The 20,113-nt window shown below is 63.4% G+C and carries 16 protein-coding genes and 1 pseudogene; 8 read left to right on the top strand and 9 right to left on the bottom strand.

Features of this window, described 5'->3' with window-relative positions:
* Nucleotides 1–70 precede the first annotated feature (70 nt).
* Genes QMO80_RS02235 through QMO80_RS02215 form a run of 5 tightly spaced genes read left to right on the top strand, consistent with a single transcriptional unit; the run spans nt 71 to nt 5,116 of the window.
* Complete coding sequence (locus tag QMO80_RS02235) at nt 71–901, top strand: metallophosphoesterase (RefSeq protein WP_283198720.1); 831 nt, start codon at nt 71–73, stop codon at nt 899–901.
* Nucleotides 898–2,079 (top strand): ABC transporter ATP-binding protein, encoded by a 1,182-nt coding sequence (locus QMO80_RS02230; protein WP_283198719.1) that lies wholly within the window; start codon nt 898–900, stop codon nt 2,077–2,079. Before QMO80_RS02235 ends, QMO80_RS02230 begins: the two co-directional genes overlap by 4 nt.
* Nucleotides 2,072–2,995 carry a carbohydrate ABC transporter permease gene (locus QMO80_RS02225; RefSeq protein WP_283198718.1) on the top strand — a complete coding sequence of 308 codons (924 nt, stop codon included), beginning with the start codon at nt 2,072–2,074 and terminating at the stop codon, nt 2,993–2,995. The genes QMO80_RS02230 and QMO80_RS02225 overlap by 8 nt, the downstream gene beginning before the upstream one ends.
* The gene (locus QMO80_RS02220; protein ID WP_283198717.1) at nt 2,992–3,825 is read left to right on the top strand and encodes a carbohydrate ABC transporter permease; all 834 of its coding nucleotides are present in this window, start codon (nt 2,992–2,994) and stop codon (nt 3,823–3,825) included. Before QMO80_RS02225 ends, QMO80_RS02220 begins: the two co-directional genes overlap by 4 nt.
* 25 nt (nt 3,826–3,850) lie before the next feature.
* The gene (locus tag QMO80_RS02215; RefSeq protein ID WP_283198716.1) at nt 3,851–5,116 is read left to right on the top strand and encodes an ABC transporter substrate-binding protein; all 1,266 of its coding nucleotides are present in this window, start codon (nt 3,851–3,853) and stop codon (nt 5,114–5,116) included.
* A 69-nt stretch (nt 5,117–5,185) separates the two neighbouring features.
* Here the strand turns inward: QMO80_RS02215 and QMO80_RS02210 are convergent, their stop codons facing one another.
* The gene (locus QMO80_RS02210; RefSeq protein WP_283198715.1) at nt 5,186–6,166 is read right to left on the bottom strand and encodes a substrate-binding domain-containing protein; all 981 of its coding nucleotides are present in this window, start codon (nt 6,164–6,166) and stop codon (nt 5,186–5,188) included.
* A gap of 197 nt (nt 6,167–6,363) precedes the next feature.
* Here QMO80_RS02210 and QMO80_RS02205 point away from each other — a divergent pair, with 197 nt between their 5' ends.
* Nucleotides 6,364–9,207 carry a pitrilysin family protein gene (locus tag QMO80_RS02205; RefSeq protein WP_283198714.1) on the top strand — a complete coding sequence of 948 codons (2,844 nt, stop codon included), beginning with the start codon at nt 6,364–6,366 and terminating at the stop codon, nt 9,205–9,207.
* A 33-nt stretch (nt 9,208–9,240) separates the two neighbouring features.
* On the opposite strand, the pseudogene QMO80_RS02200 reads toward QMO80_RS02205, so the two are convergent.
* Nucleotides 9,241–9,441 (bottom strand): annotated as a pseudogene (locus tag QMO80_RS02200) (GNAT family N-acetyltransferase); the annotation flags it as partial.
* A 202-nt stretch (nt 9,442–9,643) separates the two neighbouring features.
* Here QMO80_RS02200 and QMO80_RS02195 point away from each other — a divergent pair.
* A complete protein-coding gene (locus QMO80_RS02195) occupies nt 9,644–10,555 on the top strand; it encodes an arginase family protein (protein ID WP_283198713.1) in 912 nt (303 codons plus the stop codon).
* 48 nt (nt 10,556–10,603) lie between these two features.
* Here the strand turns inward: QMO80_RS02195 and plsY are convergent, their stop codons facing one another.
* From plsY to QMO80_RS02170, 5 genes are read right to left on the bottom strand one after another with little or no spacing between them, the layout of a single operon-like run.
* Nucleotides 10,604–11,263, bottom strand: coding sequence for a glycerol-3-phosphate 1-O-acyltransferase PlsY (plsY, locus tag QMO80_RS02190; RefSeq protein WP_283198712.1), 660 nt, complete (start codon nt 11,261–11,263; stop codon nt 10,604–10,606).
* 40 nt (nt 11,264–11,303) lie between these two features.
* Nucleotides 11,304–12,512, bottom strand: coding sequence for an MFS transporter (locus QMO80_RS02185; protein ID WP_283198711.1), 1,209 nt, complete (start codon nt 12,510–12,512; stop codon nt 11,304–11,306).
* The gene (locus QMO80_RS02180; RefSeq protein WP_283198710.1) at nt 12,509–13,612 is read right to left on the bottom strand and encodes an FAD-dependent oxidoreductase; all 1,104 of its coding nucleotides are present in this window, start codon (nt 13,610–13,612) and stop codon (nt 12,509–12,511) included. The genes QMO80_RS02185 and QMO80_RS02180 overlap by 4 nt, the downstream gene beginning before the upstream one ends.
* A complete protein-coding gene (locus tag QMO80_RS02175) occupies nt 13,609–14,313 on the bottom strand; it encodes a cupin domain-containing protein (RefSeq protein ID WP_283198709.1) in 705 nt (234 codons plus the stop codon). Before QMO80_RS02175 ends, QMO80_RS02180 begins: the two co-directional genes overlap by 4 nt.
* Nucleotides 14,314–14,315: 2 nt before the next feature.
* On the bottom strand, nt 14,316–15,059 hold the full coding sequence (locus tag QMO80_RS02170; RefSeq protein WP_283198708.1) for an SDR family oxidoreductase: 744 nt from the start codon (nt 15,057–15,059) through the stop codon (nt 14,316–14,318).
* 104 nt (nt 15,060–15,163) lie between these two features.
* On the opposite strand from QMO80_RS02170, the gene QMO80_RS02165 reads away from it, so the two are divergent.
* Nucleotides 15,164–16,069 carry a LysR substrate-binding domain-containing protein gene (locus QMO80_RS02165; RefSeq protein WP_283200091.1) on the top strand — a complete coding sequence of 302 codons (906 nt, stop codon included), beginning with the start codon at nt 15,164–15,166 and terminating at the stop codon, nt 16,067–16,069.
* A 38-nt stretch (nt 16,070–16,107) separates the two neighbouring features.
* Here QMO80_RS02165 and QMO80_RS02160 read toward each other — a convergent pair whose 3' ends face one another.
* Nucleotides 16,108–16,788: a peroxiredoxin-like family protein gene (locus QMO80_RS02160; RefSeq protein ID WP_116273388.1), complete on the bottom strand. Its 681-nt coding sequence runs from the start codon at nt 16,786–16,788 to the stop codon at nt 16,108–16,110.
* 73 nt (nt 16,789–16,861) lie between these two features.
* Entirely contained in the window at nt 16,862–20,107 is a 3,246-nt protein-coding gene (locus tag QMO80_RS02155) for an adenylate/guanylate cyclase domain-containing protein (RefSeq protein WP_283198707.1), read from the bottom strand.
* Nucleotides 20,108–20,113: the final 6 nt, after the last annotated feature.

Genomic DNA, 20,113 nt, shown 5'->3' with positions numbered 1-20,113 from the left:
GAGCCTTCTAGAGAGGGCACGAGAAGGGAGTGCGCACGACGCGCTTCTAAGGTCTCGGAGACGCGCGCCCATGAGAATCATTCAGATCACCGACACCCATTTCAGCCCCAGTAAGCCGCATTTCAACGGCAACTGGGCGCCGCTTCTGACCTGGATCGAAGCAACCGGCGCCGACTTGATCGTTCATACCGGCGATCTCACGGTGGACGGCGCCGACAAGAACGAAGACATCACCTTTTCGATGGATCTGATGCGCCAGGCGTCGATCCCGATGCTGATCGTCCCCGGCAATCACGATGTCGGCCACCTGAAGGGATCCGGCCAGCCGGTCGATACCGAGCGGTTGTCGCGCTGGCGCAGTCTTGCCGGCCCCGACCGCTGGCTGGAGGATGTCGCCGGCTGGCGTTTCATCGGCCTGAACTCGCTGCTTATGGGCCACGAGGATGACGAAGAGGCGGCCCAGTTCGCGTGGCTGGAAAAGGTGCTCTCCGAAAGGGCCGGGCGGCGCGTAGCGCTCTTTGCGCACAAACCCCTGTTCGTCGACGCTCCGGACGAGGGCGATACCGGATATTGGAGCGTTCGTCCTGCCCAGCGCCGGCGGCTCTATGATCTGATCGCAGCCCATGACGTGGCGCTCTTCGGCAGCGGCCACCTTCACTGGGCCTGGCAGGGGCGTTTCGGCAACACGCAGCTGACATGGGGTCCGTCCGCGGCCTTCATCATCGACAAGATGGAGCGCGAGATGCCGGGCGAACGCCTGATCGGCGCCGTCGTCCATGAATTCGACACGTCGGTGGAAAGCGAAATCGTCGCCGTTCCCGGCATGACCGCCTATGTGCTTGATGATGTCGTGCACGAGGTCTATCCCCAGGCCGTCAAGCAGCGGGAGCCGGTCGAATGAGCGCGCTCTCGCTTCGCGGCATCACCAAGGCGTTCGACGGCAACCAGATCTTGAGCGGCATCAGTCTCGACGTCAAAGCCAGCGAATTCATCGCGCTGGTCGGCCCCTCCGGCTGCGGCAAGAGCACGCTGCTGCGCGTCCTTGCCGGCCTCGACCATGCCGATAGCGGCGAGATCCTGATCGGCGGGAAAGACATGTCCGGCGTGGCGGCCGCCGACCGCAACATCGCTATGGTCTTTCAATCCTACGCGCTCTATCCGCATCTGACGGCTTCGCAGAACATCGCCGTGCCGCTGGCGATGCGCCGGCTGTCGACCATGCAGCGGCTGCCTTTCATCGGATCGCTGCTGCCGGGCCAGCGGGCCACTCGCGCGGCGATCGCTCGCGACGTCAAGGAAATGGCGACATCGCTGAAAATCGATCACCTTCTCGACCGCAAGCCCGGCCAGATGTCGGGCGGCCAGCGTCAGCGCGTGGCGCTCGCCCGCGCCATGGTCCGCCGGCCGAGCATCTTCCTGATGGACGAACCGCTGTCCAACCTCGACGCCAATCTGCGTGTCCATGCCCGCGGCGAAATCGTCGAATTGCATCGCCGCGCCGGCGTGCCGACGTTCTATGTCACCCATGACCAGGCCGAAGCGCTGTCGATGGCCGATCGCGTCGCCGTGATGATGGGCGGCCGTCTGCTGCAGATCGCAAGCCCTGAGGTCATCTACGACGATCCCGCCCATATCGAGATCGCCCGCTTCATCGGTCAGCCGCGCATCAACCTGCTGCCCGCGGAAGCGCAGGGCGGTGTGGTGGCCTTTGGCGACCTGCGCCTGACGCTTGAAAATCCGCCTGCCGGCAAGATGCCGGTCATGCTCGCCATTCGCCCGGAGTTCGTCTCTATCGAGAGAACCGGCCAGGGCGGGCTTGCCGCCCGGATCGAGCGTGTCGAGTTCCTGGGATCGGAGGTCATCCTCTATTGCCGTCTCGACGCGATCGGCGAGACCGTGGTCGCCAAGGTTCAGCCGCCCGAAGCCGCGGGCCTCGCAGCCGGCGATCCGATAAGGCTGCGGTTTTCCGCCGGCCGGACCATGGCTTTCGCCGAGGATGGCAATCGGCTTGCCGCTCGCGCGGAAGGCGGCAGCGGTCTCGCCGCAGGCGATATCAGGCGGGAGAGGGCGCATGGCTAGTGTCGTTTCCGTCGGCCTGCCAGGCAATCCCGCCATTGCGCATCGGCGCAGCGAGGCCCGCATCGCCTGGATGCTGGTGCTGCCGGCACTCGTTCTGCTCTTCCTCTTCGTGCTTTTGCCGGTCGGGGCTGTCATCTTCCTCGGCTTTACCGATTTCGAACTCGGCTACGGCAAGTTCCGCTTCGTCGGTTTCGAGAATTACGCGCATCTGATCACCGACCGCACGTTCCGCAAGTCACTGTGGAATACGACGATGTATACCGCGATCGTCGCGCCGGTCTCGATCCTTCTGGGCCTCGGCGTCGCCATGCTGATCGAGAGCGAGACGGCGGCGCGCAGCTTTTTCCGCACCGCCTATTTCCTGCCGGTCGCCTCGCTGATCGTCGCCATGGCGACCGTCTGGCAATATATGTTCCACCCGACGATCGGGCCGATCAATGCGCTTCTGGCATTGGCGGGCCTGCCAGGCCCGAACTGGCTGGGCAGCTCCAGCACGGTGCTCTACAGCCTGTCGATCATCGGCGTCTGGCAATCGGCCGGATTCAACATGGTGCTGTTCCTGGCCGGCCTGACGGCGATCCCGCGCGAGCTTTACGCCGCAGCCGAAGTGGACGGCGCCAGATTCCCTTTCGACCGCTTCCTGTTGGTGACCTGGCCGATGCTCGGACCGACGACGCTCTTCGTCATCACCATCAGCATCACCAATGCCGTGAAGGTCTTCGAGACGGTCAAGACGCTGACAGAGGGCGGCCCGAACAAGGCGTCGGAAGTGCTGCTCTTTACGATCTACCAGGAGGGCTTCGTCTACCTGCGCGTCGGCTACGCCTCGGCGATGACCGTGGTCTTCCTGCTCATCCTCGTGGTGCTGATGTTCCTGCAATACCGCATTCTCGATCGCCGGGTGCATTACACATGACGAGCGCTTTTTCCCTCGGCAGGATCATCCGCCTGACGCTGCTTTCGCTGGGCGCAATCATCTTCCTTTCGCCCTACGTCTTCATGATTTCGGCGGCAGGCAAGGCGCAGAGCGATATCTTCACCTCGTCGCTGTCACTGATCCCCGCCCATTTCACCTATGCGGAGAATTTCGCCAAGGCCCTGAGCCGGGTGCCGATGGCGCGGCTTCTGTGGAACGGCGTGGTCGTTTGCGGGCTGATCTTCTTCTTTCAGGTTCTGGTGGCGATCCCTTGCGCCTATGCCATGGCGAAACTGCGCTTTGCCGCCGCCCGCGCCATGATGGTGCTTGTCATGCTCGGCCTTCTGGTGCCGATCCATGCGACCGCGCTGCCGCTCTACGTCGCTTTCGACCGCGCCTCGCTGCTCAACGGTTACGTCGCCCTCGTTGCGCCTTTCACCATTTCGGTCTTCGCGATCTTCATGTTCCTGCAGTTCTTCCGCGCCATGCCGGACGATCTCATCCATGCCGCCCGCCTCGACGGCATGTCGGAGCTCGGCATCGTCGCCCGCGTCATCGTGCCGAATGCCTGGCCTGCCGTCACCGCCTTCGCCATCTTCTCGGTCGTCGCCCATTGGAACGATCTCTACTGGCCGCTGGTCGTCATCAGCAAGCAGGACTACGCCACGCCGCCGCTCGGGCTCATGTATTTCCGCGCCGCCGAGGCCGGCGACGACTACGGCGCGCTGATGGCGGCGACCATCATCATTACCCTTCCTCTCGTCGTCGCCTTCCTGCTTGCGCAGAAGCGTTTCGTCGAGGGCATCACCATGACCGGTCTCAAAGGCTGACCGGCTTCAACCAGGAGAACGAGCGATGAAACATATCACCCAGCTTCTCGCCGCAGCGGCCGTATCCTTGGCAATCGCGCTTCCCGCGCATGCCGAGACGATGCTGACGGTTCACTACCCGATGCCGGGCTTTTTCAAGGACGTGATGGACACGATCTCGAAGAAGTTCATGGCGGAAAATCCCGACATCAAGATCCAGTTCGCGAGCCCCTCGGCGACCTATGAGGAAGGCATCCAGACGATCCTTCGCCAGGTCGGCACGAGCGAAATGCCCGATATCACCTTCATCGGCCTGAACCGCCTGCGCATGCTCGACGAACGCGATGTCGCCGTCGACCTCGGCCCGCTCGTCAAGAAAGACGGCAACATGGCCGAGCAGGGCTTCTCCGATACGATCCTCAAGCTCGCCCAGGTCAAGGGCAAGCAGGTCGGCCTCGCATTCGCGACGTCCAATCCGATCATGTATTACAACGCCGATCTCGTGAAGGCGGCCGGCGGCGATCCCGACAATCCGCCGAAGACCTGGGATGAGGTCATCGCGCTCGGCGGCAAGATCAAAGCGCTCGGCAACGGCGTCGACGGCATCGATTTCCGCTGGCAGGGCGACGACTGGATGTTTTCGGCTCTGCTCTTCGGCGCCGGCGGCAAGATGCTGAGCGACGACGAAAGCAAGGTTGCCTTCAACGGCCCGGAAGGCCAGAAGGCCGTCGATGTCCTGCATCGCCTGGCGACGGAAGGCGGCATGCCTGTCTTCACCAAGCCCGCCGGCGAACAGGCCTTCGCGGCCGGCAAGGTCGGTTTCGAATTCCAGACCACAGGCGCGCTGCGCAACACGATCAAGAATGTCGGCAACAAGTTCGATCTGCGCACGGCCAAGATCCCGCTGATCGATCCGGTGAACGGCCGTCTTCCCACCGGCGGTAACGCCGTCGTCATCCTGACGCATGACGCCGCCAAGCAAGATGCCGCCTGGAAGTTCGCCAAATTCGCCGCCGGCCCTTATGGCGCCTCGGTCGTCGTGCCCGGCACCGGTTATGTCCCGAACAACGAGCTGGCCGCCAAATCGCCCGAATATCTCGGCGACTTCTACAAGCAGAACCCGCTGTTCCAGGCAGGCCTCAGCCAGATGCCTGTCATGATCCCCTGGTATGCCTTCCCCGGCTCGAGCGGCGTCAAGGTCACCCAGACGATCGTCGACAACCTCTCGCGCATCGTCGACCAGTCGGCCGAGCCGAAGGAAGCGCTCGACGACGCGGCCGCCGATGTCGAGGGCATGCTGCCGCGCAGCTGATCGCTTTCCTAGGTATGAATAGAACAGGAGCCATCGCGCCGAACGCGATGGCTCATTTGTTTCGAAGCTTCAGATGGCACGCACCGTGCCGCCACGGCGCAGCGTATGGGCGACATCGAGGTGGCGGGCAGGGGCGGCATTCTCCGCCATGTCGAGCAGCAGCGAGGCGGCCGTCGCCCCCATGCTGGCATCCGGCATTTCAATCGTCGTCAGTGGCGGATCGATCAGCCGGCCGATGGCGATGCCGTCGAAGCCCGCGACCGAAACATCCCCCGGCACCGACAGCCCCTCGCGCTTCAGCGCACCGATGACGCCGAGCGCCAGAAGGTCGTTGGAGGCGATGATCGCCGTCGGCGAAAGTGAGGTCATCGCTGTGCCGAGATCGAGCTGGTCATAACCGCCGACGAAAGGGATCTGCACGGCATCGAGCGGTGTCAGCCCGTTCTCGGCCATGGCGTCGAGATAACCCTGGTAGCGAAGGCGCGCACGGTCGGAAGCTGCGAAATTGCCGGAAAGAAACAAAATGCGGCGATGGCCCATGCCGATCAGGAAGGTCGCGATCTCGCGGCCCGCGCCGCGATTGTCGGCGGTGACGGCCGCCGGAAACTGCGCCGTCGGCAGGTTGTTGAGCAGCACGGTCGGCGGCAGCCTGGCCAGCAGCGCTTCACTGGTCGATGGATCGCAGACAGTGAGAATCAGCCCGGTCGGCCGGTCGTTAAGGAGTGCCGCGACGGCATCGGCCTCGCGCGCCGGATCGTAATTCGACTGGGCGATCAACACGCCATGGCCGGCCACCAGCATACGGTTCTGAATGCTCGACAGCGACGAGGCAAAGACCGGATTGGTGATGCTTGGAATCAGCACGCCGATAACCGGCCTGCGCCCAAGCCGCCCGGCAGACGAGCCGGCGGGGCGATAGCCGAGTTCGGCGGCCGCACGGCGCACCTTGCGCACCATCAGGTCGCTTGCCGGTCCGTTGCGGTTGAGAACCCGGCTTGCCGTCGCCAGCGAACATCCGGCCCGGAATGCGACCTGCTGCAATGTCGCCATCGAAAACGCCTCCTGGTGACAGATAAGGCGCAATCCCTTAGGAGGCTTCGATGACATTGGTCTGACATTGCGTAAAGCGGCTGGCCAGAGTTTTCGCTTTCCGTCCATTCACACATGGAAGTTGAAGAAAAATGCAACCTGTGGAATAGTCGGATCAGTGCTTTTCGCCCTCTTTCATGCTCATCTCCCGGACAAGAATGTCTCACAAAATGGAATGCTCCGCTGCCTGGCGGTTTCTCGCGACGGTCGCTCTTGTCGCAAGCCTCGCGTCGTCGGCCCATGCGGACACCCTGTCCACGTCCTGGCCACAGACACAAAGCGACATCCAGGCCGACTCCAACGTCCATTTCGGCACACTTGCCAACGGCATGCGGTTTGCGATCATGCGCAATGCCACGCCACCAGGGCAGGCCGCGATCCGCTTTCGCATCGGCTCCGGCTCACTTGAGGAAAACGACAATCAGCAGGGCCTGGCGCATTTTCTCGAGCACATGGCCTTCAAAGGTTCGACGCATGTTCCCGAAGGGGAGATGATCCGCATCCTGCAGCGCAAGGGCCTGGCCTTTGGCCCTGATACCAACGCCCACACCTCTTATGACGAGACTGTCTATGCGCTCGATCTTCCCGAGGTCGATGCCGACACGGTTTCAACAGGCCTGATGCTGATGCGGGAGACGGCGAGCGAACTGACCCTCGATGCCGCTGCCTTCGATCGCGAACGCGGCGTCATCCTGTCGGAGGAGCGGCTGCGCGACACGCCGCAATATCGCGCAGGGCTCGGAATCATGAATTCATTGCTCGCCGGCCGGCGCGCGACCATGCGCGCGCCGATCGGCAAAACCGACATCATCAGCAATGCGCCCGTGGACCTTGTCCGTGATTATTACCGGGCGAACTACCGGCCTGATCGGGCGACGTTGGTGGTGGTGGGCGATATCGATCCCGCAGCCATGGAAATCGAAATCCGGCAGCGCTTCGGTGACTGGAAGGCCGCGGGTCCGACGCCTGTAAAACCGGATCCTGGCACATTGGAGACGAAAGGCGAAAGCGCCGACGTCCTCGTCGTTCCCGGCGGCATGACCAGCGTACAGATCGCCTGGACGCGCCCTTATGATACCGCGCCTGACACCTTCGCCAAGCGCCGCACCGGGCTTATCGAAGATCTTGGGCTTTTGGTGCTCAAACGTCGGGTGAGCACCATCGCCAGCAAGGCGGACGCGCCTTTCATCAGTGCGGGCGTCGGCTCCCAGGATCTTCTCGATTCGGCGCATGTCGTGCTGATCTCGGCGAATTCCGAGCCGGGCAAATGGCAGGCGGCACTCACGGCCATCGACCAGGAACAGCGGCGTATCCAGGAGTTCGGCGTTGCCCAGGCAGAGATCGATCGCGAAATCCTCGAATACCGCTCGGCCCTCCAGGCTGCCGCGGCTGGAGCCGCGACGCGCACGACCACCGACATCGCTTCCATGCTGGCTGGCAGCGTCGATGACAATCAGGTCTTCACGTCGCCCGCCGACGACCTCTCGATGTTCGAGAGGATAACGAACGGCGTCACGGCGGCCGAGGTCAATCAGGCCCTGCGGCATGCTTTCTCCGGCAACGGTCCGCAGGTCGTGCTGCAGACGGCCCAATCACCGCAGGGCGGAGCCGACACGGTTCGGCAGATCTATGACGCTTCAAAGGCTGTCGCCGTCTCGGCGCCATCCAGCGCGGCCGACATCGCCTGGCCCTACACCCATTTCGGCGAGCCGGGCGCCGTGGTCGAACGCCGCACCGTCGACGATCTCGGCCTGACCATGGTGCGCTTTTCCAACGGCGTGCGCCTTACCGTCAAGCCGACCAAGCTGCGCGCCAACGAGGTGCTGGTGCGCGAAGATATCGGCCGCGGCCGGCTGGACCTGCCGCGCGACCGTCCCGCCCCGATCTGGGCATCTCCGGCCGTCGCGCTGTCCGGCGTGAAGGCCATGGACTACCAGGATATCCAGAAAGCGCTGACGGCCAACATTGTCGGCATCGACTTCTCTATCGGCGACGGCTCTTTCAAGTTCGACGGTCGCACGCGGACTGAAGATCTTGCGACGCAATTGCAGCTGATGACGGCATATACCTCCGATCCCGCCTACCGCCCCGAGGCATTCAAGCGGGTGCAGCAGGCCTATTTGAGCGGCCTCGATCAGTATCAGGCGACCCCTGGCGGCATTGTCAGCCGTGATTTTCCAGGTCTCGTGCATTCCGGCGATCCGCGCTGGACCTTCCCCGATCGCGCTCAATTGTCCGCCGCCAAACCGGAAGATTTCGAGGCGCTGTTCCGGCCTATGGTGTCCAACGGCCCGATCGATATCACCATCGTCGGCGATGTCATGGTGGACGACGCAATCCGGATGACGGCTGAAACCTTCGGCGCTTTGCCGCCGCGTCCGGAGGCAGCGCCAAGCAAAGATTGGGGCGACGTGCGTTTTCCCCCGGCGAACAAGACGCCCGTTTTGCTCAGCCATAGCGGCAGGGCGGATAACGCCGCCGCCGCCTTTGGGGCTCCGATCGGCGATTTGCTCTCCGATCTGCCGCGGTCCTTTACCGCCAATATTGCCACCCAGATCTTCCAGAACAGGCTGATCGACCAGTTTCGCATTACAGAAGGCGCAAGCTACGTTCTGGAGGGTGACGCCAACCTGTCACGGGAAATCCCCGGCTATGGCTACGCATTTTTCTACGTCGAGACGGAGCCGGCAAAGATCGCGCGCTTCTACGCACTGGTCGACGAGATCGCCAATGACCTGCGGTCGCAGGATGTCTCCGCGGACGAATTCGCCCGCGCCCGGGGACCGATCATCGAGACGCTGAAGCATCAGCGGCAGAGCAACGAATACTGGATCGAATATCTGCGCGGCGCTCAGACGGATTCGCGCCGTTTAGACCGGATACGCGACAATCTCAGCGGCTACGAAAGGGTCACCGCCGACGATATCCGCGCCTTTGCCAAGACTTATTTCAGCCCGGAAAAATTCTGGAAGTTCGAAGTGCTGCCGGCGGCGGTAAGATAGCCGCTTTGCCCCCCGGCGCGGTCGTGTCATCGCTCAGGAACGGCGTTTGACCACGCGCATATTCATCTCCGAGCGCAGCGTGAAGCCGAGCGCTCGGTAGAGGGAAATGGCGGACGTGTTTGCCGCACGGGCATGCAGATAGGCCGTGTCGCCGCCGGATGCGATTTCGCCGGCAACGAAGCGGAAGAGCAGGGTACCCAGGCCTCGCCCTTGGAAATTGGGATGGGTGCAGAGAGCTGTTCGAGAATCCGCCCGTCGAGATAGCCCAGCCGATGTCCGCGTCAGACCGCATGTTTTCGGGACCCTAGAACCCTTCGGCTCAAGAGGATGAATTCCGCGGGATATGGCGAGCGCCGTAATTAAGCCCTCCCAAAAAGTTCTCAAAAATTTCTAAAGGGACTAAACAGGTCGGGATCGAACGCAGGAACTTCAGGAAATGACCGCCTCGTCTTCGTTTCTCGGCCTTCCCAATCGCCTCGCCGATGGGCGTTTGCCCCGCGCGGTGATTTTCGCTGCCGGCCATGGCAGCAACTATCCCGGCAAGGACAGCAGCGGTTATGCCTTGGCCGCCGGCGCCATCCGTGCTGCAAGCCAGGGCGACGCCCCGCTCGTCGAGCACTGGGATTTCGATCTCGGCGGGCCGCTGTTCGGCGGCAAAGCGATCTCATGCATCGATGCCGGCGACGTTGAGACCACCATGCACGACAATATCGGCAACCGGGCTCGGATCGCGGCGAAGACGCGTGAGGTCCTGGCATTGCCGGCCATACCGATCCTGCTCGGCGGCGATTGTTCGGTGACCATTCCTTTCCTCTCCGGCTTTGCGGCTCAAGGGCCGGTCTGGGTCCTGCAGATCGACGCCCATATCGACTGGCGCGACGAGGTGCATGGCGAACGCCACGGTTATTCAAGTCCGATGCGCCGGGCGAGCGAGATGCCGCATGTGGTCGGCATGGTGCAAGTCGGCCTGCGCAGCGTCGGCAGTGCGCGGAGCGCCGATATCGAAGCGGCGCAGCGCTATGGCAGCTGTTTTGTGACCGCTCGCGAGGTTCATAGCCAGGGCGTCGGCGCCGTCCTCCAGCATATTCCGGAAGGAGCGCAGGTCGTCGTCACCCTTGATTGCGACAGTATCGATCCCGGCATCATGCCTGGCGTGGCGGCGCGAACGCCTGGTGGCCTCACCTACACTCAGGTGATCGACCTGATCGCCGGCCTCGGCAAGCGGGCGAGGATTGCGGGATTCGACCTTGTCGAACTCTATCCTCCCGCCGACATTGATGGCCTGTCGGCGCTCGCCGCCGCGCGGCTTCTCGTCAATGCGATCGGCGCCATCGTCCGGCAGGCATGAATCCAGCTTCTTGTTGCGAGCCGTTCACGATTTCGTTGTGCTTTCGATTTAGGCGGTATTGCCCAGACGCGGCTCTGTCCCGGCCAGCAGCCGCCGAACATTGGCGCGGTGGCGCACAATCACGTAAACGCCGCCTGCGATCACCAGCAATCGGTAGGGAAGCGGTTGCTCCAGACAAAAGACCAGGGCCATGGCCGCCAACGCCGCCAGCATGGAACTCAGGGAAACAATCCGGGAAATAGCCAGCGCAACGGCGAAAACCGTTGCCGCCCCCAAACCCACGGGCCATGACATCGCCAGCAACACGCCGAGCCCTGTCGCAACCGACTTGCCTCCGGCAAAATTGAGCCAGACCGACCGGCTATGCCCTAACAACACGGCAAGTCCCGCCAGGCAGACAGCCCCGGACGCCGAGCTCTGCAGATCCGCCGCCATCGGCGCCGTGCCTGACGAGACTGGCGAGAGCCAGGGGTAAAACCAGCGGGCAAAGACGATTGCTCCCACGCCTTTCAGCACATCGATCAGAAACACCATCGACGCCGGCCATTTGCCGAGCGTTCGCAATACGTTCGTTGCTCCGGTGGATTTGGAGCCATGCTCCCGGATATCGATGCCCTTGAGCAATTTGCCCGCCAGATAGCCCGTGGGTATGGAACCGAAGAGATAGGCGATCGCCAATCCAGCCGTAGCCGCTATCCAGAAAACCATGTGTGTCACCTCGACGATCCATGTTTTGAAGAGCGTCCGCCTATATCGCGATGGGCCGCGCCGCCCGCCAGACCAGCGGCACCAGCACCAGGGCGACCGCCGGAAGCACGATCCAGTTGATCGTCTCCCAGCCGGAGCTGTGGAGAAGCGATCCGGCGGAGAAGGAGGCGCAGGCGACCGTACCAAAGACCACGAAGTCGTTTGCACCCTGCACCTTGCTGCGTTCCGCCGGCGTATGGCAGTCGGCCACCATGGCGGTCGCGCCGATGAAGCCGAAGTTCCAGCCGATCCCGAGCAGAACCAACGAAAGCCAGAAATGGGAAATATCGAAGCCGGCGAGCGCGACGGCCGCCGAACTGCCGACGAGGAGGAGACCGACGGCCGCGACCCGCTCCTTGCCGAAGCGCACCATCAGCCGGCCGGTGACGAAGCTCGGGGCATACATGGCGAGGATATGCCATTGGATGCCCAATGCTGCCTGGTCGATCGAATGACCATGCCCGACCATCGCGATCGGCGACGCAGTCATCACGAAGGTCATCAGCCCGTAGGACACAACGCCGGTTGCGATGGCGAGGAGATAGCGCGGCGATGTCAGGATCTGGGCAAGGGGCCGCTCCGGGGTGCTTGCCGATGCATCAGCCGTCGGCGGCGTCGATGTGCGAAGCATGAGCAGCACCGGAAACGCCAGGGCAGCGAGAAACGCCTGGCTGAGGAAGCTCCCGGCGAAGGGCGTCCCCGGCAGCGCGTCGCGCGTCCAGATGACGAGCTGCGGCCCGATGATTGCTGCGATCAGGCCGCCAACCATGACACGGGCGATCGCCTTATGGCTCTGCGACGCGGTGGCGTTGTCGGTCGCGGCGAACCGGTAGCTCTGGACGTAAGAGGAATAGAAGCCTGCGAGGCAGGTGCCGAGACAGAAGACCGGGAAGCTGGAGAGCACGATCCCCTGTGCAGCGATCAGGCCGGAAACCATGCCGATCACCGAGCCCAGCAGATATCCGGGCTTGCGTCCGAACCGACGCATCACCCAGGCGGCAGGCAGGGTCCCGAGTGCCAGCCCAAGGCTGAGAAGGCTGACGGGAAGCGTGACCAGATCGGGATCGGTCGACAGATGCTGTCCGACCAGACCGCCGAGCGAGATGATGATCGGAGCGTTGGCGCCACCGAAGGCCTGCGCAACGGTGAGCACCCAGGAGTTGCGCTTTGCGGCTGCCGGGTCGGCCGAGGTTTGATGCATGACGTTCATCTGGAATCCATCTTCGACAGGATGTCGGCGACCGCGCGACCGGCAGCGACGACTGCCCCGGCGAGATAACCAGGTTCGGAAGGGCTTATCTCGCTTCCGGCCAGGATGAGGCGGTCCTTCCACAAGCCAGACACCCATTGCGAATTCCCCGGCAGCGGATGGCCGCCACCGACACGATCGGCGGCGGTGGCTGTCAGCGGATCGGCTGCCCAGTCCTTCAACAGAACAGCCCGAGGCTTGAGGGCGGCGGGACCGAACAATTTGGAGAGCTGTGCCAGGCAGGCTTGTTTCAACATCTCTTCGCCGAGTGCCGCGCGCTGATCGGCGCCGACACCTGGGAAGCCGAAAAGGGCGGCCTTGCCCGAGGCGGTCGTCGCGTCATGGATTTCCACCAGCGGTCCCACCATGCTCTGCGCGGTGCCTGATAACCCGGCCGTTCGCCAGAAGGCTTCGTCGTAGACGGCGAAGAACTTGGCGTGCGGAGCCATCCACGTGGCAGTATCGCGCCACCGGGCAACGGTGCCGGGATCCTGTTCCGGACTGAAGCTTACGGTCGCTTCCAGCAGACGGGGCGAGAGGGCGGCCACAACCTGCTCCGCCTGGAAGATCTCGAAATTTCCCTGGCCGCTTTTAACCGTCAGCTCGATCCCCGTGTCGGACAGGGCCATCGCCGTCACCGTCGTATCGCGGAGGACCCGGCCGGCGGGTATGTCGCGCGCCAATGCGCGCACGGCCGATGCCGTGCCGCCGGAAAGCCGCATGGACTGCTGCTCCACCATCGTGGGCTGATAGCGCTGCGGCCTCTCCCGAGACATCCTTTCGATGATCACATCGCCCTCGTTGTTCTGCGCGAAGCAATGGAGCCCGAGTTCGCCGATCAGCGTCTCCATCGGCGGCTGCATCTGCGGCCAATACCAGGACGGGCCGAGGTCGAAGCCGTCTTCCGCCGGCAAGCCGGTTTCATCTGCCGTCAGAATGCGGCCGCCCAGCCGATCCCGCGCTTCGAGAACGATCACATCGATACCCGAAGCGTGGAGCGCGCGTGCCGCATAAAGACCGGCAAGGCCGGCACCGACGACGGCTACTCTGCATGCTTTCATCTCGCCTGTCCTCTATCGTCTGCCTGGTCGAAGCTGCAGACGTCGTCGTGAAGGAGAGGGGCCGACTTGTACCAGACCTTTGCGCCACGATCTCCCGCCCGTGCGCGGAATGCTTGTCCCGCGGGAAGGCGCAGCCAGCTCCAGCGTTCAAGTGTGTCGCCCGCCTGGGTCAGGGAGCCGTCGATCACCAGGAATTCAAGTCCTCGCGGGTTGGCGAGTTCGATGTCGGCATGTGCCGGCCAGTCCTCGAGCATCACACGCTCGTCCGCTCCATCGAAGAGGGTCGTTGACGACGTGGCTGCGTCGCCAAGCTCGCCGCTCCCGCCTTCGCCGGGCAGGCGGACGATCCGTTCCCGGTCGCCTTGCTTGAACTGCCAGAGCTTGACGAGGATCACGCATCCGTCCGCACTTCCGGGTGCATGCCCCGTTCCGGGAGGATTTCGAACGTAGCTGCCGGTGGGGAAATCGCCGCTCTCATCCTGAAAGACGCCGTCCAGAACGAAGAACTCTTCGCCGCCCGGATGTTCGTGATGCGGGAACCGGCTGCCCGCCGCATAGCGCACGATCGAGGTGGCGCGGGCTTTTTCACCGCCGATACGAAACAGCATACGCCGATCCACGCCTTTCGTGGGGCTCGGTATCCATTCGAGCCGCCCGGCATGGACGAGGGCGCGCTGGGAGAGGTCGTCGTTGAGCAACATGGTCAAAGTTCCGATCTGCCGCCATCGACGACGATCTCCGCACCGAGCATATAGCTCGACGTATCGCTGGCAAGGAAGCAGACAGCGGCGGCGATCTCCTCCGGCCTGCCCATGCGCCCGATCGGCACCTGTGCGCCGACCCGCTCGGCATAGGCGCGGAACTCTTCCTCGGTCTGGTTCTTTCCGCGGTGAATGGGTGTCTCGATCGAGCCGGGGCTGACGGCGTTCACCCGGATCTTCCGGTCGATCAGTTCGGCCGACATCGTCCGCGCGAAGGAGCGAACGGCCGCCTTGGAAGCGGAAAGGACCGCCCGTCCCGGCGTGCCGACCTGGTTCAGCCAGGAGGTGTTGAGAACGATAGACCCGCCCTCGCGCATCAGCGGCAGGACAGCCTGCACCGTGAAGAAGACGCCCTTCACGTTCGCATCCATGATCTTGTCGTAGATCTCTTCCTCCGCGGTCGCGAGCGGCGTGCCGAGCGCCACGCCGGCATTTGCGAAAAGAATGTCCAGCGCCCCGAACGCATCCTGAAGCTCCGTTCGCATGCGCTTCAGATCGTCCAATAAGGACATGTCGGCACGGATCGCCACGACACTGCCGCCCAAATCATCCACGGCGCGATCGAGCTTTTCCTGCGATCGACCGGTAATCGCCACCTGCGCGCCGCCATCGCGCAATTGCCTTGCAGCCGCGAGACCGATCCCGCTCGAGCCGCCTGTGATCAACGCCGTCTTTCCCTGAAACATCACTCGCAAACCTCTTCGTCTTTGCTCCAGGGTAGCGCAGGAGATTGCTTTGGCGAGGAAAACCGGCCATACCGCAAAGAAAGAAAAACTTTGTCGTGGGTGAGATGAGAGACCTGACCAGATTGAAGTCGCTGCAGGCGCTGGAGGCTTCCGCGAGACATGGCAGCTTCGTCGGAGCGGCAGCCGAGCTGGATGTCACGCCTCCTGCCGTCGGCCAGTTGGTCCGTTCGCTGGAGGATTGGGTCGGCTATCCGCTGTTTCGAAGAAGCCGTTCCGGCGCCGAAAGGCTGACGCCTGTCGACGAGGCGAAGGACGCGCTGGATGATATCGCCGAAGGGCTCGATCTTCTCGAAACCGGGCTGAGGAAGCTTCGCGGCAGGAAGGCCCGGTCGGTCGTGGTGGTCACGGCGTCCCAGGCGCTGGTTGCCAATTGGCTGCTGGCAAGATTGGACGACTTCTCGACGAACTACCCGGCGATCGATGTCCGGCTTGATGTCTCCGACAGGGTCGTCGATCTGGCCCAGGGCGAGGCCGATATCGGCATACGCTTCGGCCTTGGTTCATGGAAGGGTGTGAAATCGACATTCCTCATGAGCGACGAGATTATCGCGGTTTGCCACAATCGGTTGCTCCAGGCGGATCGGGAGGTGACCGCCGGCTGGATCGTCGAACAGACGCTGATCCATGACGGCACGCCGCATCCGGGTGGCGACTTCCCGGCATGGGCGGAATGGCTGGCCAGATCCGGCGCAAATCAGGTTCCGACAGACCGCGGGCTGAAGATCAATTCCACGGCGGCAGTGATCCAGGCTGCCGTCGCGGCGAGGGGCGTCGCCCTCGTGCGCAAGGCGCTCGTGGCGCAGGAACTCGACAGCGGCAGGCTGGTCCATCTGTTGCCGGATGTCCGCTGGCCGGTGAAGTGGGCGTATTACATCGTCGCCGCGCCAAAGGCGCTGCGCCGGCAAGAGGTCGCAGCCTTTCACGATTGGCTGGCCTCGCGTCAGGGATAATTCCCGAGGAGTGATCCCTGAACGTAAGATCGCTCGCGTCAAACAGCCATGTTCGACGCTGCCGACATCACTTCCCGAGGCGCGGGAACGCCGAACATATGACGGCCGGCCTCCTCGACCTCGGTGAAACACCAGCGGACGACGCCATCCCGATCGAGCAGGAATTCGCCGACAAGCTGGCCTTCGCCGGTAGCGATCATCTGCTTATCGTCCTCAGTGAATTCATAGTCATCCGCCTTGTCGAGGAATTCCATCGCCGCCATTGGGTTCATGGGCTCTGGAAGCTCGCCCGGCATATCGACGCGCATCGACATCACCGCATTCATGCTGACCTTATGCGGCCAGTCGTTCTCGGCTTCGGTGAACTGGAGCTGCGGCAGGCCGAAGGCCCTGTGCGATACCCGTTCCGGGTCGGAGGCCGCCAGCAGATTGGGAAGCGGATGATAGCGGAAATAGAGGCGGGCCCGCTCGATTGGGGTATTCACGACAGTCAGGCTGTCGATGCCTTTTTCCTGCAATGCATCGGTGAGTTCGGCCATGGCGGCAATCTGCCGGCGGCAGAAGGGGCAATGCAGTCCGCGGAACAACCCGACGAACACCGGTTTCTGGCCGCGGAAATCGTCGATGGCGATCTTGCCCTGGCGGGTAATCGCATCGAGCACGACGTTCGGCGCGCGATCTCCAGGCTGTAATGGTCTTTCCGAGTGGTTCTCCTGCATGTTTAGTTCCTCCCTTTATCTATCTGACTTGTTTGGACTAACCGATCTTCAGAAGTTTGCACCATGAGGAAGGTCAGTCGAGAAACGGCAAAACGACGAGTGTACCTGGATCGAGGTTGTGGCGGATGCACACATCCTGCGCCAGCGTGAAATACCGTTCCGCCTCGTCCATGTCGTCATGCTCGAGGCTCAGTGTCGCCAAGCCATCATAGCACGGAAAGAGCAGTTGCGGCTCGTCAATTTCCTTTGCAACCTCAAGGGCTTCCTCGTAATACTTACGAGCTAGCTTCGGCTGTCCGTGGCATTGATGAATCTGCCCCAGCACGATCAGCGGCACGGACAGATGATCGCGCTGATCGAGCGCCCGGTCGATTTCGACCGCCTTCTCCGCCGCCGGCACGCCCTCGGCCGCGCAGCGATCGGTAAAGGTGCAGCAGGACACCGCTAGATTGGCGAGAAGGCGGGCCTGGAAGCCGAGATCGCCGATGCGGATCGCGACCTCCAGCCCGCGCCGGCAGATCTTGATGGCATTGGCCGGATCGACGATCGTGTAGAGAACGCCGAGATTGGAATAGGCGCGGCACGCCGCACTTTGCAGATCGGCCTTTTCGGCGACGGAGAGGCTGCGCTCGACTTCCTGCACGGCATCGCGGCGGCGCCCGAGCCGCGCCAGCGCTGCACCCTTGGTGTTCAGCGCCTCCGCCATCGCCCGTGCGGCCTCCCGTCCTGCCTCGGTCGTTCCGTCGACCGGCAGCGTCTGCAGGCGTTGCAGCGCCTGCGTCGCCCACTCGGCGGCGGCAGCCTGGTCACCCATGCGGAAGGCCAGATGGCCGCGCTCCTGCAGCAGGTGCGCATGTTCGACCGGCGCATCGATCGTCGCGATCAACGCTTCGGCCGCGGCGCAATGGGTCTCCGCCTGGTCGCGGCGCCCCGCATCCAGATGCAGGCGGCCGGTCTTTCGCAGGATCCTTGCCGCGGCGATCCGATCATCCTTGGTGCGGTGGATCGCCAGCGCCCGCTGATAATGGTTCAAAGCAGCATCGCGCCGGCCGGCGGGACCGCAGAGATCGCCAAGACGCTCCATGAGCGCCAATTGCTCCGGCGTTACCTCCGGCTCATCGGCGAAGGCGGCAAGGGCCTGATGGTAGAGGCGCATGGCATCGTCATTGGCGTAGGTCTTCCGCGCCAGATCGCCCGCCGCCATCAGATAACCGGCGCCCTTGGCCTTCTCGGTGGTCAGGCTGAAGTGATGTCCGAGTTGCGTCAGATGCTCGGCCCTTTCGGGCGCCACCCCATATTGGCGTTCCAGAACCCGGCCGATCCTGAAATGAAGCTCCATGCGCCGCTGCAGCAGCAGATTATGGTAGATGACGTCGTGCATCAGCGTCTGGCTGAAGCGATAGCCCGGCGACCCCGCCAAATCCGGGCCGCGCAATTCCTCGATGATGTTGGCATCGCAGAGATAATCCAGCGCCGCATCGACGGCGGCCGGGTCGGAGGTGACAGCGCGGAGCAGGGCGGTATCGAACTTCGGCCCGACGACCGCCGCCTCCTGCGCCAAGCGTCTGATCTCCTGCGGCAGGCGATCGACGCGGGCAAGCAACAGCGCCTGCAGATTGACCGGGATATCGACATCGGTGTCGTCGGCTGCAACATGCCAGCGGTGGCCGTCATGGTGCAGCGTACCCATGTCGATCAATCCGCGAAGGATTTCTTCGATGAAAAGCGGATTGCCGCCGGCGCGGTCGAGGATGCGCTTGCGCATAGCGACCGGCAGCTTGCCATGACTTTCGCCAAAAAAGGCAGCGAGCAGTTTCTGCCCATCGGCCGCAAAGATCGGGTCAAGACGTTGCACGGTGACGTTGACACGATCGGAGTTGAGCGGATCGGTCTGCGATGTCGGCCGGTATATCGTAAGCAGCATCAGCCGGCTGCGCTCCAGCCGATCCATCATGAAGCGGAGCACTTCCAGCGAGGCGGCGTCCGCCCAGTGCAGATCCTCGATGACGAGCAGCAGAGGACCTTGCGCCAGCCGCCGCTCGAAAACGGTGCGCACCGCATAGAAGATCTGCCGCCGCAACTGTTCCGGCTCGATGTGCCGTAACGCGCCATCGGGATCGCCGAGGCCAAGGACATGCAGAAAGAGCGGCAAGAGCCCCTCGACATCCTCTTGGCCGAGATCGAGCGCGCGGAATCCCGTTGTCAGCAGTTGCCGCGTCCTGTCGAGATCATCCCGCTCGCCGATGCCGTAGGCGCTGCGCACGACCGCGGCGAGCGTGCCGTAGGATTGTTCGCCGAGCGGAGAGCAGGTGGCTTTGCGGATGGCGAGGCCGGGGAAACGGGCCGCATCGCCGGCGGTTTCGACGAATTCGGTGACCAGCCGCGATTTACCGATCCCGGCTTCGCCGATCAGGCGGACGAGCTGCGCAGCACCGCCGCAGGCGAGATCGAGGCAGGTCAGCAGCCGCGACAACTCGCCATCCCGTCCGATCATCGGCGCCTGAAGGCCGAAACTTTCGAGACCGCGTGCCTTATGCGGCGCTTCCAGCAGTCCTGCCAGCCGATGGACGAGGACGTTTCCGCTTTTGCCACGCAGCGTCTGCGCGCCGAGACTGTCGAAGGCAAAGGCATGGCGGGTGAGGCGATAGGTCAGCGGCCCGACGAGGATATCGTTTTCGCCGGCCATCGATTGCAGCCGCTGGGCGGTGTTCACCGTGTCGCCGGTGACCGAATAGGATTTTGTGCTCACCGCGCCGAAACCGCCGGTGACGACAGGGCCGCTGTTGATGCCGATATGCAGACGCAGCGGCACGCCGGCGCGGGGGCGCCAGCGCTCGCCGACTTCGGTCGCCCGACGGATCATATCGAGCGCGGCACTGAGCGCCCGGACCGGATCGTCCTCATGGGCGACCGGCGCGCCGAACAGCGCCAGCAGCGCATCGCCGACGAACTTGTCGACGAAGCCGCCATAAGCCTCGACCGCCTGGGTCATCTCTTCGAACAATTCGTTCTGCAGCACCCGCATGATTTCGGGGTCGATCTGCTCGCTCAGCGTTGTGAAGCCGCAGAGATCGGCAAACAGCACGGTCACTGGCCGCCGGTCGGCATCGCTGTCTGATTGGTGCGGTATCACCTCGATGCTTGGCTTCGGCGCAGGCTGGACTTTGCCTGAGATCGACGCGCCGCATTTCGGGCAAAAGGCAAAATCGGGCTGACAGGGATTGCCGCAGGCGGCGCAGGAGAGGGGCTGCCTTGCCCCGCACCGCGGGCAGAAGGCAAAACCGCTCTGAATATCGAAACCGCAGCCGGCGCACTCCATCGCACG

Source organism: Rhizobium sp. BT03 (assembly GCF_030053155.1).
Lineage (GTDB): Bacteria > Pseudomonadota > Alphaproteobacteria > Rhizobiales > Rhizobiaceae > Rhizobium.
This window is presented reverse-complemented; position numbering and strand designations above follow the sequence as displayed.

Excerpts from the sequence above, each read along its gene's own strand:
- QMO80_RS02235 (WP_283198720.1), top strand. The coding sequence starts at position 71 with ATGAGAATCATTCAGATCACCGACACCCATTTCAGCCCCAGTAAGCCG.
- QMO80_RS02230 (WP_283198719.1), top strand. The coding sequence starts at position 898 with ATGAGCGCGCTCTCGCTTCGCGGCATCACCAAGGCGTTCGACGGCAAC.
- QMO80_RS02225 (WP_283198718.1), top strand. The coding sequence starts at position 2,072 with ATGGCTAGTGTCGTTTCCGTCGGCCTGCCAGGCAATCCCGCCATTGCG.
- QMO80_RS02220 (WP_283198717.1), top strand. The coding sequence starts at position 2,992 with ATGACGAGCGCTTTTTCCCTCGGCAGGATCATCCGCCTGACGCTGCTT.
- QMO80_RS02215 (WP_283198716.1), top strand. The coding sequence starts at position 3,851 with ATGAAACATATCACCCAGCTTCTCGCCGCAGCGGCCGTATCCTTGGCA.
- QMO80_RS02210 (WP_283198715.1), bottom strand. The coding sequence starts at position 6,166 with ATGGCGACATTGCAGCAGGTCGCATTCCGGGCCGGATGTTCGCTGGCG.
- QMO80_RS02205 (WP_283198714.1), top strand. The coding sequence starts at position 6,364 with ATGTCTCACAAAATGGAATGCTCCGCTGCCTGGCGGTTTCTCGCGACG.
- QMO80_RS02195 (WP_283198713.1), top strand. The coding sequence starts at position 9,644 with ATGACCGCCTCGTCTTCGTTTCTCGGCCTTCCCAATCGCCTCGCCGAT.
- plsY (WP_283198712.1), bottom strand. The coding sequence starts at position 11,263 with ATGGTTTTCTGGATAGCGGCTACGGCTGGATTGGCGATCGCCTATCTC.
- QMO80_RS02185 (WP_283198711.1), bottom strand. The coding sequence starts at position 12,512 with ATGAACGTCATGCATCAAACCTCGGCCGACCCGGCAGCCGCAAAGCGC.
- QMO80_RS02180 (WP_283198710.1), bottom strand. The coding sequence starts at position 13,612 with ATGAAAGCATGCAGAGTAGCCGTCGTCGGTGCCGGCCTTGCCGGTCTT.
- QMO80_RS02175 (WP_283198709.1), bottom strand. The coding sequence starts at position 14,313 with ATGTTGCTCAACGACGACCTCTCCCAGCGCGCCCTCGTCCATGCCGGG.
- QMO80_RS02170 (WP_283198708.1), bottom strand. The coding sequence starts at position 15,059 with ATGTTTCAGGGAAAGACGGCGTTGATCACAGGCGGCTCGAGCGGGATC.
- QMO80_RS02165 (WP_283200091.1), top strand. The coding sequence starts at position 15,164 with ATGAGAGACCTGACCAGATTGAAGTCGCTGCAGGCGCTGGAGGCTTCC.
- QMO80_RS02160 (WP_116273388.1), bottom strand. The coding sequence starts at position 16,788 with ATGCAGGAGAACCACTCGGAAAGACCATTACAGCCTGGAGATCGCGCG.
- QMO80_RS02155 (WP_283198707.1), bottom strand. The coding sequence starts at position 20,107 with ATGGAGTGCGCCGGCTGCGGTTTCGATATTCAGAGCGGTTTTGCCTTC.